The 16349-nt window shown below is 36.6% G+C and carries 17 protein-coding genes and 1 pseudogene; 6 read left to right on the top strand and 12 right to left on the bottom strand.

The window, feature by feature from the left end; translation table 11 throughout:
* Positions 1-632: 632 nt before the first annotated feature.
* Positions 633-758, bottom strand: a complete 126-nt coding sequence (locus P5G61_RS29565) for a YjcZ family sporulation protein (protein WP_236642278.1) — start codon at positions 756-758, stop codon at positions 633-635.
* Positions 759-1043: 285 nt separating this feature from the next.
* On the opposite strand from P5G61_RS29565, the pseudogene P5G61_RS29560 reads away from it, so the two are divergent.
* From P5G61_RS29560 to P5G61_RS29550, 3 genes and pseudogenes are all read left to right on the top strand, one after another.
* Positions 1044-1467: pseudogene (locus P5G61_RS29560) on the top strand (hypothetical protein).
* Between the two features lie 28 nt (positions 1468-1495).
* Positions 1496-1942: a cupredoxin domain-containing protein gene (locus P5G61_RS29555; protein WP_024634216.1), complete on the top strand. Its 447-nt coding sequence runs from the start codon at positions 1496-1498 to the stop codon at positions 1940-1942.
* Positions 1943-1978: 36 nt separating this feature from the next.
* Entirely contained in the window at positions 1979-2431 is a 453-nt protein-coding gene (locus P5G61_RS29550) for a hypothetical protein (RefSeq protein ID WP_024634215.1), read from the top strand.
* Between the two features lie 791 nt (positions 2432-3222).
* Here the strand turns inward: P5G61_RS29550 and P5G61_RS29545 are convergent.
* From P5G61_RS29545 to P5G61_RS29530, 4 genes are read right to left on the bottom strand one after another with little or no spacing between them, the layout of a single operon-like run.
* Positions 3223-4710 (bottom strand): hypothetical protein, encoded by a 1488-nt coding sequence (locus P5G61_RS29545; protein ID WP_024634214.1) that lies wholly within the window; start codon positions 4708-4710, stop codon positions 3223-3225.
* A 3-nt stretch (positions 4711-4713) separates the two neighbouring features.
* The gene (locus P5G61_RS29540) at positions 4714-5694 is read right to left on the bottom strand and encodes an AAA family ATPase (protein WP_024634213.1); all 981 of its coding nucleotides are present in this window, start codon (positions 5692-5694) and stop codon (positions 4714-4716) included.
* A gap of 22 nt (positions 5695-5716) precedes the next feature.
* On the bottom strand, positions 5717-7696 hold the full coding sequence (locus P5G61_RS29535; protein ID WP_024634212.1) for a hypothetical protein: 1980 nt from the start codon (positions 7694-7696) through the stop codon (positions 5717-5719).
* Complete coding sequence (locus P5G61_RS29530; RefSeq protein ID WP_024634211.1) at positions 7693-8367, bottom strand: TnsA endonuclease N-terminal domain-containing protein; 675 nt, start codon at positions 8365-8367, stop codon at positions 7693-7695. Before P5G61_RS29530 ends, P5G61_RS29535 begins: the two co-directional genes overlap by 4 nt.
* Before the next feature lie 132 nt (positions 8368-8499).
* Here P5G61_RS29530 and P5G61_RS29525 point away from each other — a divergent pair, with 132 nt between their 5' ends.
* Positions 8500-8754, top strand: coding sequence for a helix-turn-helix domain-containing protein (locus P5G61_RS29525; RefSeq protein WP_024634210.1), 255 nt, complete (start codon positions 8500-8502; stop codon positions 8752-8754).
* 66 nt (positions 8755-8820) lie between these two features.
* Positions 8821-9858, top strand: a complete 1038-nt coding sequence (locus P5G61_RS29520) for a tyrosine-type recombinase/integrase (RefSeq protein WP_024634209.1) — start codon at positions 8821-8823, stop codon at positions 9856-9858.
* A 63-nt stretch (positions 9859-9921) separates the two neighbouring features.
* Here the strand turns inward: P5G61_RS29520 and P5G61_RS29515 are convergent, their stop codons facing one another.
* Positions 9922-10248, bottom strand: a complete 327-nt coding sequence (locus tag P5G61_RS29515; protein ID WP_024634208.1) for a hypothetical protein — start codon at positions 10246-10248, stop codon at positions 9922-9924.
* 129 nt (positions 10249-10377) lie between these two features.
* On the opposite strand from P5G61_RS29515, the gene P5G61_RS29510 reads away from it, so the two are divergent.
* Positions 10378-10719: a helix-turn-helix domain-containing protein gene (locus P5G61_RS29510; protein ID WP_024634207.1), complete on the top strand. Its 342-nt coding sequence runs from the start codon at positions 10378-10380 to the stop codon at positions 10717-10719.
* A 45-nt stretch (positions 10720-10764) separates the two neighbouring features.
* Here the strand turns inward: P5G61_RS29510 and P5G61_RS29505 are convergent, their stop codons facing one another.
* The 6 genes from P5G61_RS29505 to P5G61_RS29480 all read right to left on the bottom strand — a co-directional run bounded on the left by P5G61_RS29505 (position 10765) and on the right by P5G61_RS29480 (position 16121).
* Positions 10765-11604, bottom strand: coding sequence for a hypothetical protein (locus tag P5G61_RS29505; protein WP_024634206.1), 840 nt, complete (start codon positions 11602-11604; stop codon positions 10765-10767).
* 406 nt (positions 11605-12010) lie between these two features.
* Positions 12011-12175: a hypothetical protein gene (locus tag P5G61_RS29500; protein ID WP_161634271.1), complete on the bottom strand. Its 165-nt coding sequence runs from the start codon at positions 12173-12175 to the stop codon at positions 12011-12013.
* A 1-nt stretch (position 12176) separates the two neighbouring features.
* Entirely contained in the window at positions 12177-12320 is a 144-nt protein-coding gene (locus P5G61_RS29495; protein WP_161634857.1) for a hypothetical protein, read from the bottom strand.
* 374 nt (positions 12321-12694) lie between these two features.
* Positions 12695-14518 carry an AAA family ATPase gene (locus P5G61_RS29490; RefSeq protein WP_024634205.1) on the bottom strand — a complete coding sequence of 608 codons (1824 nt, stop codon included), beginning with the start codon at positions 14516-14518 and terminating at the stop codon, positions 12695-12697.
* A complete protein-coding gene (locus P5G61_RS29485; RefSeq protein ID WP_081718267.1) occupies positions 14515-15021 on the bottom strand; it encodes an ABC-three component system middle component 2 in 507 nt (168 codons plus the stop codon). Before P5G61_RS29485 ends, P5G61_RS29490 begins: the two co-directional genes overlap by 4 nt.
* The gene (locus P5G61_RS29480) at positions 15021-16121 is read right to left on the bottom strand and encodes an ABC-three component system protein (RefSeq protein ID WP_024634203.1); all 1101 of its coding nucleotides are present in this window, start codon (positions 16119-16121) and stop codon (positions 15021-15023) included. The genes P5G61_RS29485 and P5G61_RS29480 overlap by 1 nt, the downstream gene beginning before the upstream one ends.
* Positions 16122-16349: the final 228 nt, after the last annotated feature.

Here is a 16349-nt window from a genome sequence, read left to right as displayed (position 1 = left end):
CGATATTTAGATATCCATCTAATCGGCAATCGGACTATGTTCTTGTCCATTTCGGCAATCGGTACAAGTTCTTGTCCATGGCTCGGGACAAGAACTTGTACCGATAAAATAAAATAGCCGCTAAAATAGCGACTTCAATGGGACCATGTACTTGTCCCTCGACATTATCACCCTTATATAAATTCTGTAGTATTACTAAACGATGATTCAACATCTATTTTAAGGGTAAAGACATATTTGGGATACTAGTTTTATCCTGAATATCCCTAAGGGGAGTTTTGGATGAATAACTTTAATTTTTTCGATACAGATGAATCATCTGGATGCATAATTGTACATCTTATTAGTGGTGAGTTTTATACTGGAAAATGCATCAAGACTTCTAAACCTAATATCATCACTATAGATACCACAGAAAGTAAAATTGAAATTCCATTGTGGACAATCAAGCGTGTTAAATTTGTCTAAAACTTTGACTTATCATGGTCATGATGCAGTTTAGATATCTGGCAATAATTTCTCAATGAGCTTCTTAAAGACCATTGTTAACCCTTCTAAATATATCTGTCTTAGTTGAACAAAGCAGCTGATCATATGGATCAGCTGCTTTGTTGGTATTATCCAGGTATTGTTTAAACTAAGAAAGCCTTAGAAATAATGACCAATAATATAAAGAGTACGAGTATTGCACCGATGGACGTAAAACTACTATAACCTCCACTTACTCCTCCTACATTACCATTTCCATATTCACTCATGCTCCCATCCCCCTCTTTGTGATATGAGATAGATTATTCAGATACATCTTTTTTGTTAAGGCTCTACAAAAAAAGGGCATTACCACAAACAGAGAACGTCTTCTTCCGTTCAGTTTATGAAATATGTTATACCTATTAGTCTTAAAACCAACCATGCAATCAAACACTTTTATTGTTATCTAATTGATAATAGCCTTTTTTATTTTGATAGCCACTTCATCCATGCAATTTACCGGGTATTACATATATTATGCCATATCTAAGTTGTAAGGAGGTGAGTATTTCATGACCACTTTTTTGGATGCTCGAACATCACAAAATGCAAGTTTAGCTAACTCTATTTCTGTACCCCATTCTATTAATTAACACTCCTCAGTTATTCGGACAAATTGGACTACTGACAGCCGGTGCTGGGACAAACCCACGTGTTCAATTTAAAGGAACGGTTTCCGTTACACTTCCGCTAGCCCTTGCTGGAATTACGATTCGAGTCATACGAGGAACCCAGGCAACAGACCCTGCAGTATATTCTGCCACGGCTACATTTGCGCTAAGCGTCTTAGCGCCACAGGTCATTACGTTTTCGGGTAACGATTTTAATCCACCTATCCTCCCCCAATTGACGTACACTGCATTTATCAGCTCCAACCTACTAGGCACCGTGCGTGTAGGACCGGAAAACTTTGATGGATTTATTGTATCCGATTAATAAAAGTGTATAGATAGGAGGAATCGCCATGGTACGTACGCTAGATGCTCGTACTTCTCTCGGATCCAACGGTGTTACTCCATTAAATGCTCCACTAGCACCCAATGTGCCGACTCTTGTGGGGATCCTCGGACTTAATATTTTTAGTCCAGGACCACTCATTCGAACACAATTTAACGGCACGTATCGCATTTCAGTTGCCAATTTGTCTTCTATTCCTTCTGCAGTCCGCTTTGAAATATATAGATCTGCTTCAAATTCAGGAACACCAGTCTATGTCGTTCAACAACCCGTTTTCCCTTCGGAAGGAAGTATCTTAGCGAGTTTTGAAGGATCCGATTATAACGTTCCAGCTCCCCCATCTGGCCAACTGATCTATTCATGTTATGTAACGTTTGTTCCAGTATCTCCATCTGAAGTAGCTACACGTGTAGGGCCCGAATGTTTTAATGCCGTTGCATATAGTGACGATTAAGGTCAATCCACTCCTAAATAAGAGAGGAGGACTACCATGGTCAAAACGTTAGATGCACGTATTTCTCAAGGTTCCAATGGACGAAATATTTTAACTCCGAGTTTTACAAATGGAGTTCCTTTACTTTTTGCGCAATTAGGATTGCAAGTAAATAACCCGGGTGCATCGGTCCGTACGCTTTTTTCAGGTATAGTCGAACTTACAGCGAATGAATTGCCTATTAACGGAAACCTTGTTATCGAAGTATACCGGGGATTAGGAGCCTCTCAGCAGCTGGTTTACCGAGCTGGAACGATCGTACTTGGTAACGAATTTTTTAGTCCATGTGTATTTAGCTTTACGGGTGCAGAGTACAATGTACCCACTTCTGGAAGTGGACAAATTATCTATTCAGCTTACGCAATATTTACCTATAATCCTTTGTTTAGTGTGAATAACGTGCGTTTGGGGCCAGAAAGTTTTAATGCAACGATGTATTCAGACGATTAGGGTTCGGATATACTTGGTGGCTGCAGTTCTTTCAGTTAATTAGCCTTCGAGTGTATAGTATAAACTCTATCACCGTATAGCTAATATGTTGAGTCAGTTGTATCAAGTTAGCTGTACAAGCTCTACAATAACAAAGCCAGCCGGGAGTGAATCGGCTGGCTAACCTTTTCCAACAGAAGTAGACACAATGTCTACAATAATATGATATGTAACTCTACAGAATTGGTGCAATTTTAACTTTGAATGACAAATAAAAGGTTCGAAGAACGATTCATCATTCCTTTCCGTTAGCTTAAAGAAACAGATAAATGACCTAATCAACATTGGTACCATATACTTTATCTTTCCAATGTAACAAGCTCTTACCTTAGCCAGAAAAAAGATGGTTTTTAGATACAAAACACGTTTTCAAAACGGTGAATTTTTTATTACCTTGCTTTTATCAGCCACAATAGTTCCAATTAAAATTTTTCAGATAACTATCTAATCCGAAATGACACAATGTTCTTGTCCTTTTCGGCAATGGAACCAAGTTGTTGTCCTCAGCTTGGGACAACAACTTGGTTCCATAAAACAAAAAAGCCGCTATAATAGCGACTTTGAATGGAACAATGTTCTTGTCCCGCGACATTTTGTCATTCTTGTCGGAGGACAAGAACATGTACCGTTAAAGGACAAGAACTTGTACCGATTACCGTAAACTTCCGTAAACTTCTCCCTTTTCCTTTTTTCCTCTGGGGTTTAGTGTCTAAACACACAAAAAAACCGTTGATCATTTTCGATTAACGGTTTTAAAAATTCAATTTTTTCACATATGTTTCGACTTTTTTTTGAAGCATCTTATGCTCATCACTTGGATTATTCATGATAAGCATTGCAACTTTTTGTGGTGTGAACGATATCATCGACTGAATATCTCCTTTAGCGCTTTCATGCTGATAAGGACATTCGAAATCATCAAGTATCGATTTTGATTCATTTTTATTTAGATGATAATACTCAATGCTGCTGGAAGAACTGCTCTCATCAAAATTGTATTTAAAAGCAACACTGGGAAAAGACCGATCCCTCATGTTCTCAATTTCTTGCCAAGATGGTACGCTAATTTCTTTACTCCTCTTCCCTGCAATCTCTAACCAAGCACAGAAGAATTTTTCACTGAACTGCATGACTAGTTTTTCTAGAATCCAGGTAAGTATTCTCGGATCAAGTCTTTGGATAATCTTCATTTGATAACTGACGACCTGATCAGAAAAATACTCCAGAAGATCCCTGATTATTAGTGGTTCAGCATCAGAGATCAAGGTTGTTCTTAAAGAATTAAAGCCATAGAAATGTTCCTCCTTTAAAATAGATTTCCTCCAAAAAATATAAGCATAGGCATAGGGACAAATTTCAGGAAACTCAATCGCTTCATGCGATTTTCTTAGCTCCATTAATTGAGTGATGCAATGTTGATGGGTTTGGAGTATATCCTGAAACAGTCGCTCTACAACTCGTTGAACAGCATCGGAAGTAACTTTCAGCAATTCTTTTTGGAAACGATTAGAGAAGTAATCCCCCATGTGTAAGGATTCGGCTGAATGAAATACTTTTATTTCTTCAGGCGAATCCTTAACTAATCGTTTCAGATTGCAATGTTCTGAATGAATGATCCATTTAGACTGCATATTTGATTGACTTGCCTGATTTACTTGAAGCCAACGAAGGACATCGGGATTCATTTGATTAGGCGATCTCCATTGGTTCCAACTGGACACATGAAAATTAGCCAAAGCATGTCCACACTTACATTGAAATGCATGTTCTAACTGTCTATTAGACAACAAGAAAGGTATTGTTGACCCACAGCAAGGACAAACATGATTCAATTTAACATCATGAAATACACACTCATCGAAAAGCCTGAACTGATGCAACCAAGAATGAAACCCTCCCTCCATACACTGCGAACACCAATGTAAATCTGGATAAAACCAATGCTCCGAGGAGCTGTATAACTCAGTAAATGGAGCTATCAACGACTGAATATTTTTATTAATGTGCTCTTGCAAGTTGAAATCCATTGTTTTATGAAGTCTTTCGATGTTAAAACCACTTAACTGTAATAGTTCTCTTTGCTTATCTCCAATGTGGTGTTTAATACTCTTTACATGACTACTACCAAATACTTGTAGAATCTCGTTCCGATCTGTAAGGTTTACCAAAGCCAATTTTTCAAATACAGACCATGGAGATTCATATTCATTAATCCATTCTTTCCTCCATATGACATTCATTAATTAATCTCCACTACCCGCTAAAGACATATAAATTTCTGACTCAATGTAGCCGCTAAGCTTAATGGATTCTAACCAATCTTGAGGTGAAATCCATTCAAGTTGTTCCCCATGAGCCCCATATATCTTCAAGGCGTTTTCAACAGCATACGTAAAGTACTCCATAGGGATCTCAAGTTTTGAATGAACACCGTGTTCGCTGCGAAGGTTCTGAAATTGTTGATATATTAAAGTAGCATCATCTTCCAAGCGATGACCTTTCTCATATCCTTCTGGAAAAAAATATCTGGTGAAACTCCAATCACTGTTTTCTGGATATGCAGAGATTTCTGATGAATCGTAGCATCGAAGAATAGCTCTGATATCGTCCAAGGAAGTGATACCGAAAAAACGATGCTCATGTGTCATAAAACGTCCAATGATTTGTGACTTACGTTGCCCTAGAAAAAATGTTCTTCTCGTGAGCAATTCTTCTTGACCAACGCAAATCACAGTCATGCTGATTTTCGCACGATCCAGTTGATTGTGGATGTCCATTAACCAAATATAATGTGATTCTGTCAGGCGATGTGCCTCATCCATAATTAAGATTACCCTTCTTAAACGAGACAATTCTGCTCTTTCTGTTAGCAGATTGACAATTTGGTTCCGCATTTCATCAGCTTGTCTTCTAGCTATAAACGGAAAATCAAAGTCATGAAGGAGATCTGCATAAAATTTACCTTCGTTTGGAAACTTGTATGAATTACTGTTGGCTATAAAGATTGGTATGGGCGCATTCATAAAATGTGGCAGATTCTCCAAAGCAAATTTTAATGCAGTTGTCTTCCCAAGGCGTGGCCGACCATAGACAATCATTCCTGGTAATCGGTTCAGTACAATCTTTTTGAGGTTATCCATCAAGCGGAGTACCTCTTTGGTTGGGAGTAAATAATGCCCTACTTCAATAGGGTGTGTTCCTACAGGTATTAAGTGATTTTCCAATGTCATCTTCTCCTTATTTAATTTAATACGTCTTTGTCTTGAATTGTTTTAATAAGCGTTCATAGTTATCCATCTCATTAAGCTTTTCCCTATTCCTTTGTTCTTCTCGAACTTTGTCTAATAATTCATTTTGTGCTTTTGCTTCTTGTAATGCTTTTGTTTGTTCTTCCGCTTCATCTGTTAACTTTTGTTTAATTACCTCTTTTACTTGAGTAATTTTATTTATTGTTGATTTCTTGGAATTTTCTTTACTCAATAAATAGTCAGTATACACGAAGATAGGGTCGTCCCAAGTCGTGTAATGAATTAGCTTTCGCTGAACTAATGAATTGATCGCACGTCTCATTTGCAAGGAATGTGGAGTGAGTGACCACCTTCCACTAGCTGTTAAATAACCAAATTCACTGCCGTCAGGTAAAAATGCTTTTATGATACGCAGATCGTCAACATTCACATGTACAATGAGCTCTTGCTTGATTAGATGAGCAGAATTCGCAAGTTTTTCACTCCGGTATTCTACACCTTCATATTGAATGTAGGGCTTTCTTCCAGTCACTAGAGAGCCTCTTACGGTTCGATTTATTTGGGTTTGCATAAACAACATCTCCGATCGTTTCTCTTCTTCTAGGCGCCTTGGTAATAAGCCTCTTTGGTGTATTCTTTTTTCAAGAAGTTCAAGGGGCGTTTGTTGATAAATCCCGCCATGAGGTGTACCATTGTAATTTGAAATCATTACATCCACGAGTTGCAATAAATGTTCGTAAGTGATGTTAAGACGCAGTGCTGCTTCTTTAGGATTGTTTCTTCTAGGGTCATCTGGACCACTCCCCGTTGTATTTGGTAACCGGTGAAACAGGCTTCCTGCTAAGGTTCTAAAATATCTCTCAATCACTCCTCTTCTCATTGGAAGTGCTACGGGACCAAAGTTCGGTGTACATCCAATAAGATTCGTGAGTCGATTTTGCACCATTTTAGCATAGTGGGATTTCGCATTATCTAGACACATTACATCCCATACTGCCCACTCTAACTCCGGAAACTTTTCTGATGGAAAACCTCCAGGGGGATGGTAACTCAGGCCTGGGATTGTCAATTCAAGTCGTTTATGTGGCATGACTGCATTACGAACGCAGTGCATCACGTCACTTCCCCCATACTCTCTACTTAGTGAAATTGAATATCCCAAAATGTTCCGAGTACTTACATCGATAATAGTAAGAATCCAGAACCGCTCAAGAGTCAGGGTCATAGGGTCTCCATCTGGTGTAACGATATCTACTGTAAAAAAACCGTCAATTCGATGAGCATCAAACTGAACTTTCTGATAAGGGAATAGACTTGATAGTGAGTTTTGATCCGCTTCCCCTACTCGGTTTGCTTTTTGGAACGCATCGTTACCATGGCGAGATGCAGCTTTTCTAAAGTTTTGCTCAGCTATTTGTTTGATGTAACGTTGTAGAGCCTTATACCCCATCCATTTTGTATTTAAAGGGTAATCGGAGAGCGTTATCCCCTTTTCCCTGCACTGATCAATAAATCGTTTGTGTATGTGCTTTATCTTCATGACTGGTTCCAATGAACGCTTTTTTCTTCCTAAGAAAAGATCTTCTACCAGGTCTTTAATATCTGGATGAATATCCATAAAACGATTGAATTCTCCGGTTTTTTGATCTTTATTTCTTTTTTGACCTAATAAATCCAACTCATATTTTTTTATATTTTTTTGTGGAATCAATCCTCGAAATCCAAGAACAACGCCATCTTGATCGTACTGAATACATCTTTGAATTAATCTTCTCAAGTTTCTAGGGGAAACTCCGGTTGTGCGGTGAATATTGTCTAAATCATCTCTCCGGAAATACATTATTACTGCGTTTTTACGCTGTACATACATTGTATGTGCAGATTCAGTGAGAGCATTCTCATCTACAGAGGGCCAAAGTTCAGGATTAGCTTGGTCAGGTTCTAATCCATTCTGCTCGTATATTCGCGATCTGCTCATGATCTCCAAACCTCCATATCAAACCCGATAATTTGATCTTCCATGTTCGCTTTGATATTCCCCTCATAAAGAAGCCATTTTAAGCTTAAAAGTGTAGACTCAATAGAAAGATTAGAGAGCTCTTTCACAACTTCTTTAATCATTATCCCTTCAGGAGGAATAATGCCGATTACTTCGTTTAAATAAAGAGGCTTCTTATTATTGACTACTGACATACACAAGGATGTTCTGTTCTCAACTGAATGTCGGCCCTTTCTTATATCGCCTTCTGTGCGAACTACGTAATGTTTGTTGTTGATACGACACCATTCTTTTTGCGCTTCGATTTGCCGTTGTGTTCTCGCGTGTTTTGGATGTTTAGATGTCAGTTCCTTCTCGTATTTGACTTCAACAAAAATTTCCGATCCATCTTTTTTTAAAATCCACATATCAAATATAGATGTGCGAAGGCGGCCGTTTAATACATAAGAGATCTCCAGTGGTTGCTCACAGTATGTAATGACTTCGGGGTCCGCATCAACCATAGCCCAGTGATCGTATTCCAGATCACTATATAGGCTCACGATCCGCTTACCTACTTTATTTCCACGCGGGGTCCAATAATTGTTTCCATATTTTTTGCTTCGTAGAATCTTGATGGGCTGGTACTTTAAGAGTTCGTTTCTATTCATAGCAAGTTACCCCTTTAGATTTGTTTACCTGTATAAACAAAAATTTAGAATTTTATACACATCCATGTATAAAAATTGCCTTTCTATGAACATACTAAAAAGTAATAGAATGATAGAGGGAGAGAATTTTATATGTCAGAAGAAGAATTTTATAAGTGGTTAGGTGAGCAACTTCGGGATCTTCGCAAGTTAAAAATGAAAACGCAAGAAGAGTTATGTCAGAATTATCATCTTGCTCGTTCTTCCCTTGCCAATATTGAGCAGGGAAGGCATATGATAAGTGCATATAATTTGTATCTATTGTTGCAATTGTTAGATGTTCCACTCGAATTATTGTTCGATAGTCCTCTTCAAAAAAAGGTTTTAACAAACAAGGTTTCATCTTAAAATGTATCAAACTGAGGCATTTGGGGCACACATTCTGAAAAGAGATTAAGGAAGGTGTCCGTGTTTATGAAAGTGCAAGAATCCAGAGATTTAACCATACTATCGGAGCTCATTGAAGAGTTACCTTTAGCCGTAAAATGTTTCATTGAACATAAGCTAGACCATGATCGATCACCTTCTTCTTTGTTAGAGTATACCCGAGATTTTCGTATTTTTTTTGACTGGATCGCACCACATCTGTGGCCGTTCGTTGCTAGTGAAAAAGAAATTACCTTAGACATGTTAAATGATATAAGGCGTGAACATGTGCAAGAGTTCGCAGATTACTTGACATCGTCTAGAAATTTGAAATATACGTCCCTAGTACGTAAGATTCATTCGTTGCGCTCGTTGTTTACCTATCTTCATTTGAGATTTGAGTGTAACGAAACACCTATTCTGAAACGTAATGTTTTTGCTACTTTCATCATGGAAAGGCCTAGTAATAATATGGAGGTCGCGCGTCAGTTACAGAACAAGATCCTACGTCTCAATGAAATCCCTGCATTTGTTAAGTTTGTGCAGGAAGGCGTAATAGAACAAAATAATGTACAAGCCCAGTGGTTCCATAACCAGAATCGAGCTCGTGATGTCAGTATCGTTACCTTCCTCTTAGAGTCTGGAGTGATAGTAAGTGATATTGTCAATTTGGATCTTGATGATATTAGCCTTCAGGATGACTGCGTTATTGTGACGAGGCAGCAAGCTAGCGTACGAACGAAACACCGAATTATGTTTGGCGATAATGCCAAAACCTATCTTTACGATTACTTGAAAGTTCGAACTGGCACGTATACTCCTCAAACAGATGAACGAGCGTTATTCTTGGCAAAACCTAACGGCGAAACACAGGGTAAACGAATCTCAAAGCGTGCAATTCAAGTTATGGTTAAGAAGTATGCTTCGAAATTCGGTGCCTCAGAAGTTACTGTACGCCAGCTCACCCATTCATTTGGAGTTCAATACGCAGCAACGAATACTGTCCGTAATATGAAACAACAAATGGCTCAGCGTAATATTGAATCACTAGAGAAATATTTTATACTGTCCAGTCTAGTTGATTGAATTACACTTACTATTAAGGTCTTATTCTCTTTGAATAAGACCTTTTTTATTGTTTCGGTGTGACTAATTAATCTGTTTTGTGATGTTCTTCTTTAGCTGCTTTAGTTGGTTCAATCGATCGTGATAATCATCTAAATCCTTTACGTTTCTCTTTTCCAAGCTTACCCAAGTAGCCACACTTACTTCATGATATTTTAACGAAATAATCAGAATTGCGTCGTGATAGTCTTTGATATGAACGATAGGGATCTTCCATTCTCCTTGATCTCTAGCCTCGTCAAACCACTTCTTTTTTATGACTTCTCGATTGGTATATTGTCTTCCGTTAAACAAAATCCCTTCTGCCGTTACCGTAGCGATCCCAATACCTGCTTTGAGTGTTTCATTCATCCTCTCCACCTCCCCTATTATTTATGCCCATATAAATTGATATATAAACTTATCATATTTTAAAAATAATCTATATACATTAATGTATTGAAGGTTTCACATTGTTTAGACTTAATTAGAGGTGTGGCAATGAACGAACCTGTATTAAGATTAGTGGGGCAACGTGTCCGGGAATTACGAAAAAAACAAGGATATTCGCAGGAAGAATTAGGTGAAATGGCCGGCTTCCACTTCTCCTATATTGGGGGTGTTGAACGTGCCGAGAAAAACATAACCTTGTTAAACCTTCAAAAAATTGCGGATGCTCTTGAAGTTAACGTCCATGAACTCTTTTTTTACAGCAAGTATGTTAAGACTGGCCAAAATGATAAAGAGAAATTGCTAAACGAAATCAATGAGAAGCTTTGGCCTATGAAATCTTCTGATTTAAAAAAGGTTAACCTGCTCTTATCTGAATTTTTCGATAGTTAACACAAAAAAACCGATGTAACTGACATCGGCTTTTTTTGTGTTTCATTATTCCTTCCAGGCTGCTTCACTTTTTATGTTAATCCAAGAGTATCTATTATTCTGCTGTACTAGTCCCTCCATCATATTACGCTCACTCGTTAATGTTAAAAGCAAATATTTCGTTTGGATATTCTGCACATGTAGAAGTTCATACACTTGTGACAATGAAAAGTATCCTTTAGCTGCATATAATCTTACTTGTTCCATATTAATCTTTCCGTTTCGTTGTAGCAGCTCCTTCCCCCCTAGTTTATGTGCAACATCGGTATCAACGTGAAAGTCTGGAGTAATTAAACTTAATTTACCTACAGGCAAGGTTACTTTGTACTGATTTGTACTCAACATTTCTTTGCAGGCGATATTTCGTAGAGAGTCCCATTGTTCTACCAAGCAAGAGTAAATCCTTTTATAATGCTTCCATTGGTCTAATAGGCTATCCATGTTTTTGTTGATTATGTTCTTTCTATACACACTTATTTCCTCTTCTTTATGGCCACCAATCCCTTCAAATGGAGTAAATCTTAAATATTCGTTACCAGCCATACAGAATTCTTTAAGTAATAGTTTATCCGTCTCGGTTAGTTTGTTTAATTTAATCCGGACTACTTTAGATAGAACTCCATGACTTTCTAATAAGTCGAACAATTGTAGATTTTTCATGTCATAATGTTTAGTTGTGATGAATTTTCCAACGACATTATGCTCTGTCCACTCAAGTCGTTGAAGTCCCAGAGATGACTGATATTCACCAATGACTTGCTTCAGCAATCCTACTTTTGCACCTGAACTGTGCATTTGCACATAGTTTGATGATTGAACAAATTGAATGATTTTTTCTATACTCACTAATCTATTCTCCTTTGCCTCAGCAGATTAATTAGTGAGTGGTATTGACTATTTTTTTATATTTTATTCAAAGTAAAGAGTAGCGAGTATAGAAAGTTGGTTGCATCATATAGATAAATGTGTCTATAAGTATCTATATTCCTTGTAATTATTCTCATTTTGTATGGTTTAATATGCTAACTTATGAAGCTAAATGAGCTCTGAAATTATGTGCTTTCATTACTGTTTAGTTCTATACTAAACTAATTCACCCTATTATTTTTATCCAATTAAGAATTATGTTGTTGAGATGACTTCTATTTCGAAAATGAATTAACTGAGGAAAACATCAACATGACTTGATAAATTCAATACCTTATATAAAGAAAAGCCAGCATTGAAATGCTGGCTTTTCATTGTAAATCGTTTATTTATCTTTGAGGAAAGAAGGTATACCATAGTTTGCTTTTCGTTGGTAAACAACGGTAACTTCGCGATCAGGACCACCATCTAACGAAGGAGCCAGGAGTTTCACTTTCGGGAGGTCACCAACTTGCTGTTGTTTAATAAACTCTTCATTCGTTTTACTCATTTTAATCCCCCTCATAGAGATAATTTAATGTGGTGATAGGTTCTTGATTTTCTTCATCTAAAGTAGCAAACTCTTCAATCGAAACCTCTTCCTGACCTCCGATATGAAGAGTGACACAATTTACCCAAAGGATAACATAATTCATGTGAAAATGACACTCTGCCATACTAATTGAATGTTACATTAAGACAAAAAATACCGACCTTTCAACTTCAAAGGTCGGTTTACCCATATGGGAGAAGAAAACAATGGTAATAACTGCATTATATCCACCCTATGTCGTTATATACCGTATTCTGTTCTAACTCTATGTTTATCTGTGCATAAATGTAACAACGTTTTATTAATTAGCCCCTTTTCACAAAAAAAACGTCGATCATTTTCAGATAAACGGTTTAATGGTTCAAGAAAATTTCATTCAATCTCATGTCTCGATAGTGAGTGTATACCAGCTTATACTCATCACATTTCCAAATAACAAACATTAAAAGAATTGTTAATTGAAAGAAATACAAGCTGTTATACATTAAAGAAACCATATCTCCCTACTTCTTTGTTTTTTGTAAACTCAATGTAATTTATTTTTTTTGAAATAGATATTGGAGGTTTTTTATTTTCCAATATAATTACTTGTCGTTTTGTTTGAGCTAATTCTTCAAAGAATTTGTTTTGCAGTTCTTCAGGCGTCTTATCTTCGTTTTCATCTTGTTCCTTATAGGAGGTTACAGGGGAATCAAGAACAACAAATCCTGGGTGAGGCAAAGCGCTACTAATACAATATTCCATTAATCCTATAATAAAGGCTCCATAACTAATAGATCGGTATCCTTTTCCAAATAACCTCCTTGCTTTTCCTGATATAAGAACATCTTTATTTTTAGGATCAAAATCAACAGTAGAAGAATCCGGAAAGTTCCAATCAGTCAAAAATCTTTGTATATGCACACACAATTCAGCTATTAATCCAGTGTAGTCCATTTCAACAGTTTGATTCTGTTCGTCTACTTTTGTTAAAACTAATTTACTTGCTATTAATTCTCTTTCATTCGTCAGTTTTTCAATCGATGATCGAAAACCAGAATATTCAATTATGTTTTTTTGCTTTTTTAGAAATGCTGTCAATTCCTCTTGAATAAATAGTATCTTTGGAGAGAGTTGCTCATCGAGTTTAATACTTATTTCTTCATACTTTAGATTAACATCTAAGGTTGATTCTAACAGTAAAGCTTTTTCACCTTCCATAGACTCAAGTGCATCATTAAGGTCTTTAAGATGACTATTTATTTTAAGAAGTTCTTTCGTATATGAGTCCTTCCTTTGTTTAATTTCTACGTGGTCGCAATCTTCTGTATTTGTAACTAGTTGATTACAATGAGGACACCGTTCAAAGTCTAACATCGAAAAGTAATGATCCCCTTCAATCAAGAATGATAACCTTTTAATGTCAGTCTCATATTGTTCTTTCAGGAGATAAAATCTCTTGATTAATTGATTAGTAGAGAGTAGCCTAGACTCATTACTTTGAATATTCTCCCAGAAGATCTTACGTTTTTCTGTTAATGTTTCGATTTCCGAACTTAATCCACTCCGTTTTAATAACAATTGTTCAATATCTTTAGATAAATTCTGGTCACTCTGTGGCAATTCTAATAATTTAATTTCCGCTTCTATATCCAAAATTAGTTTATTAATAATATCTATTTGAGCATTAAAAAAACCATTTTGGTTGTCAGTCTTTACTGTATTTCGTGTTACAGAATCATCTTTATTTGAGATGATAAGCTTAAAAATAGATTCCTCTGCGGTTTGGTTGTTATTTTTAGATTGAATTGGTGAGTTCTTTGAAATGATCTCAACCTCATTAATAAGAATATAATCGTTAAAACTACGGTAGCTGAACCTTTGAGTTTCCTTAGTTCCCTTGTTTTTAATTACAAATAACTCTGTGTTTATAAAGCCAGACAACTTCATGAGAAAACTGGATACGCTTTCTTTCTTCGCATGCTTTTGAGCTAATTCTGTAAATTTGCTATTAGATTCAATTTCCGAAATAGCTGAGTTATATTTTTTAACTTTTCCCCCTGTCAGTCCTCTCTCAAGAGTATAGACTTGGTTATTACGGCTGATTATCTCAAGCTGGACAGTGTGGTACTCCTTAGCTTCATCGATGGGTTCAGGTAACTCGGTACCACCTAACATAAAGTTAATACATTCAAAAATATAAGTTTTCCCTGTATTCGACGGGCCTGCAATCACATTCAATCCACTCTTAAACGAAACCTCTGAAACTTTCTCATCATTCCCTATAATTCGGAGCTTTCTAAGTTCAAAGCCGTAAATCATTCAAGACCACTCCTTGTAAGAGCTTCGTACATAAACTCTCCTCCCCAACTTCCAAGTTTATTATCAATATATCCTTTTAGTTCTTCATCCGAGTATTCTGAAAAAAATTGACTAACCCAAAATGCATTGTTCCGTAATAACTTATAATACTCAGACTCAAAAAGATCTAGAAAAGCATTTGATAATTCCGTGGCTATATAAGAAACACCATTTCCCCCAAAAACAATTTCTAATAAGGTTCTACTGTACATTAAATCCAACCCATCTTGCATAGCTTTCCTTCGAACAACAATTTCTCCTGAACGATGAGGAGTAGCGGGGTGAATTGAATCCGGTGAATTGGGATCACCGATATCCCTGGTATGTAATACTAAGTAATCGTAGTAAACCAATCTTTGCAAATCGAGATAAGCCGGCTGATTCACTGATAATATGATTAAAGCTCTTAATCCAATCTCCAATGGAGAATTAAAAGCCATATCATTCGCCGAATGCTCTGCCATTAGTTCACCCATTTCTTAATTTCGTCTTCATTAGCCAGATGATGGCATATCCCTGCCAAATCATTACCCTTCAGTGAATTGTATAGAGGGTAACTCGGTACATTTAGGTTTCGAGCTGCTAGACAAACTTTTTTGACTCTCTCAAATCCATCTTCATGTTCAGACTCAAGTATGTCTATTATGCCATCGTAAACTTCTTCCTTCAGCTCTTTAAAAGCATCTACACCAGGAGGAAGTGTATCTCTTTCAAACCTCATTAGTGATTCAGCAGAATAAAAAGATTTCCTTTGCCTTTCAAAATGGTTAAAAAAGTTATGATGTTCAGGAAGCTCTTTAACAATAATCCGCTTTACTTTATGACTATCAGAATATGCCTCAAGGAGCTTCGTAATGTATAACAACTCATCTTCCGCAATTTGTTCAGGAGGAAGCACTGGCTGAGGCCGGTTCTTTTGAAGTCCACCAAACCTATAAGGGAAATATCTAGTTTGAGCATGTTGTTCGATTAATCTTTGTGGTTCAACACTATCAATAATAGTGAAATCGAAGGAGGAAACATAATCAGAGAAATCTCCTTGTAATTCAATATTCTGCTTAATGGTAATCTTTTTCTTACACTTTGTTTCCCAGTTTGCTATGAGTCCTTTCCTTAGAGATTCAGGCTCATCTATTAAATCTCCTAAAGTTGTAGATACACCTTTTGGGGCTACGAAGTAATACTTTCTAGGAACAGTATATTTACCAATATAAGTGTAGTAACAAAGTTTTCCAAGTTCTATCCAAATATTGCTGGGAGTAAGAGCATTATCGTAATGCTTGCATTGATAATTATCCCATATAAGTTGCTCCTTCTTGTCATAGACTGAATATGCAACTACATCTCTACCCATATCACCGGCTCCCCCACAGCGGCGAACCTTTACATATGTCTGAGCAAGATATCCTGTAGCCCATTCACAAACTAAATCTTCAAAGTCATCTTCGGAAATAACTTGTAATCTTTTAATCGGTTCAATAGTCTTTCCTAAGAGTAAATCCGCATTTGTGATTTTCTTTCGAATAACAGGAATTGGTATCTCTATTTCTTCCTCATCGTTCACATTTGTTCACTCCAATCTATACAATATTTAGTAAAATAGTACCACATGCAGCCAGTATAATCACCTAAATATTCCATCAATTGAGAGGTGGTATTATGATATTCGTAACACACAAAACGAAAAAGCTAAATTATAGTCTGTTGTGTCTGATATGACATGGATTAAGGGGGTTTCTCGAATCATATGTTATAAAACATGTTACATATTTGCAACTGACATTAACAGTAC

The organism is Paenibacillus vandeheii (genome assembly GCF_030433635.1).
GTDB classification, from domain to species: Bacteria; Bacillota; Bacilli; order Paenibacillales; family Paenibacillaceae; genus Paenibacillus; species Paenibacillus vandeheii.
This window is presented reverse-complemented; position numbering and strand designations above follow the sequence as displayed.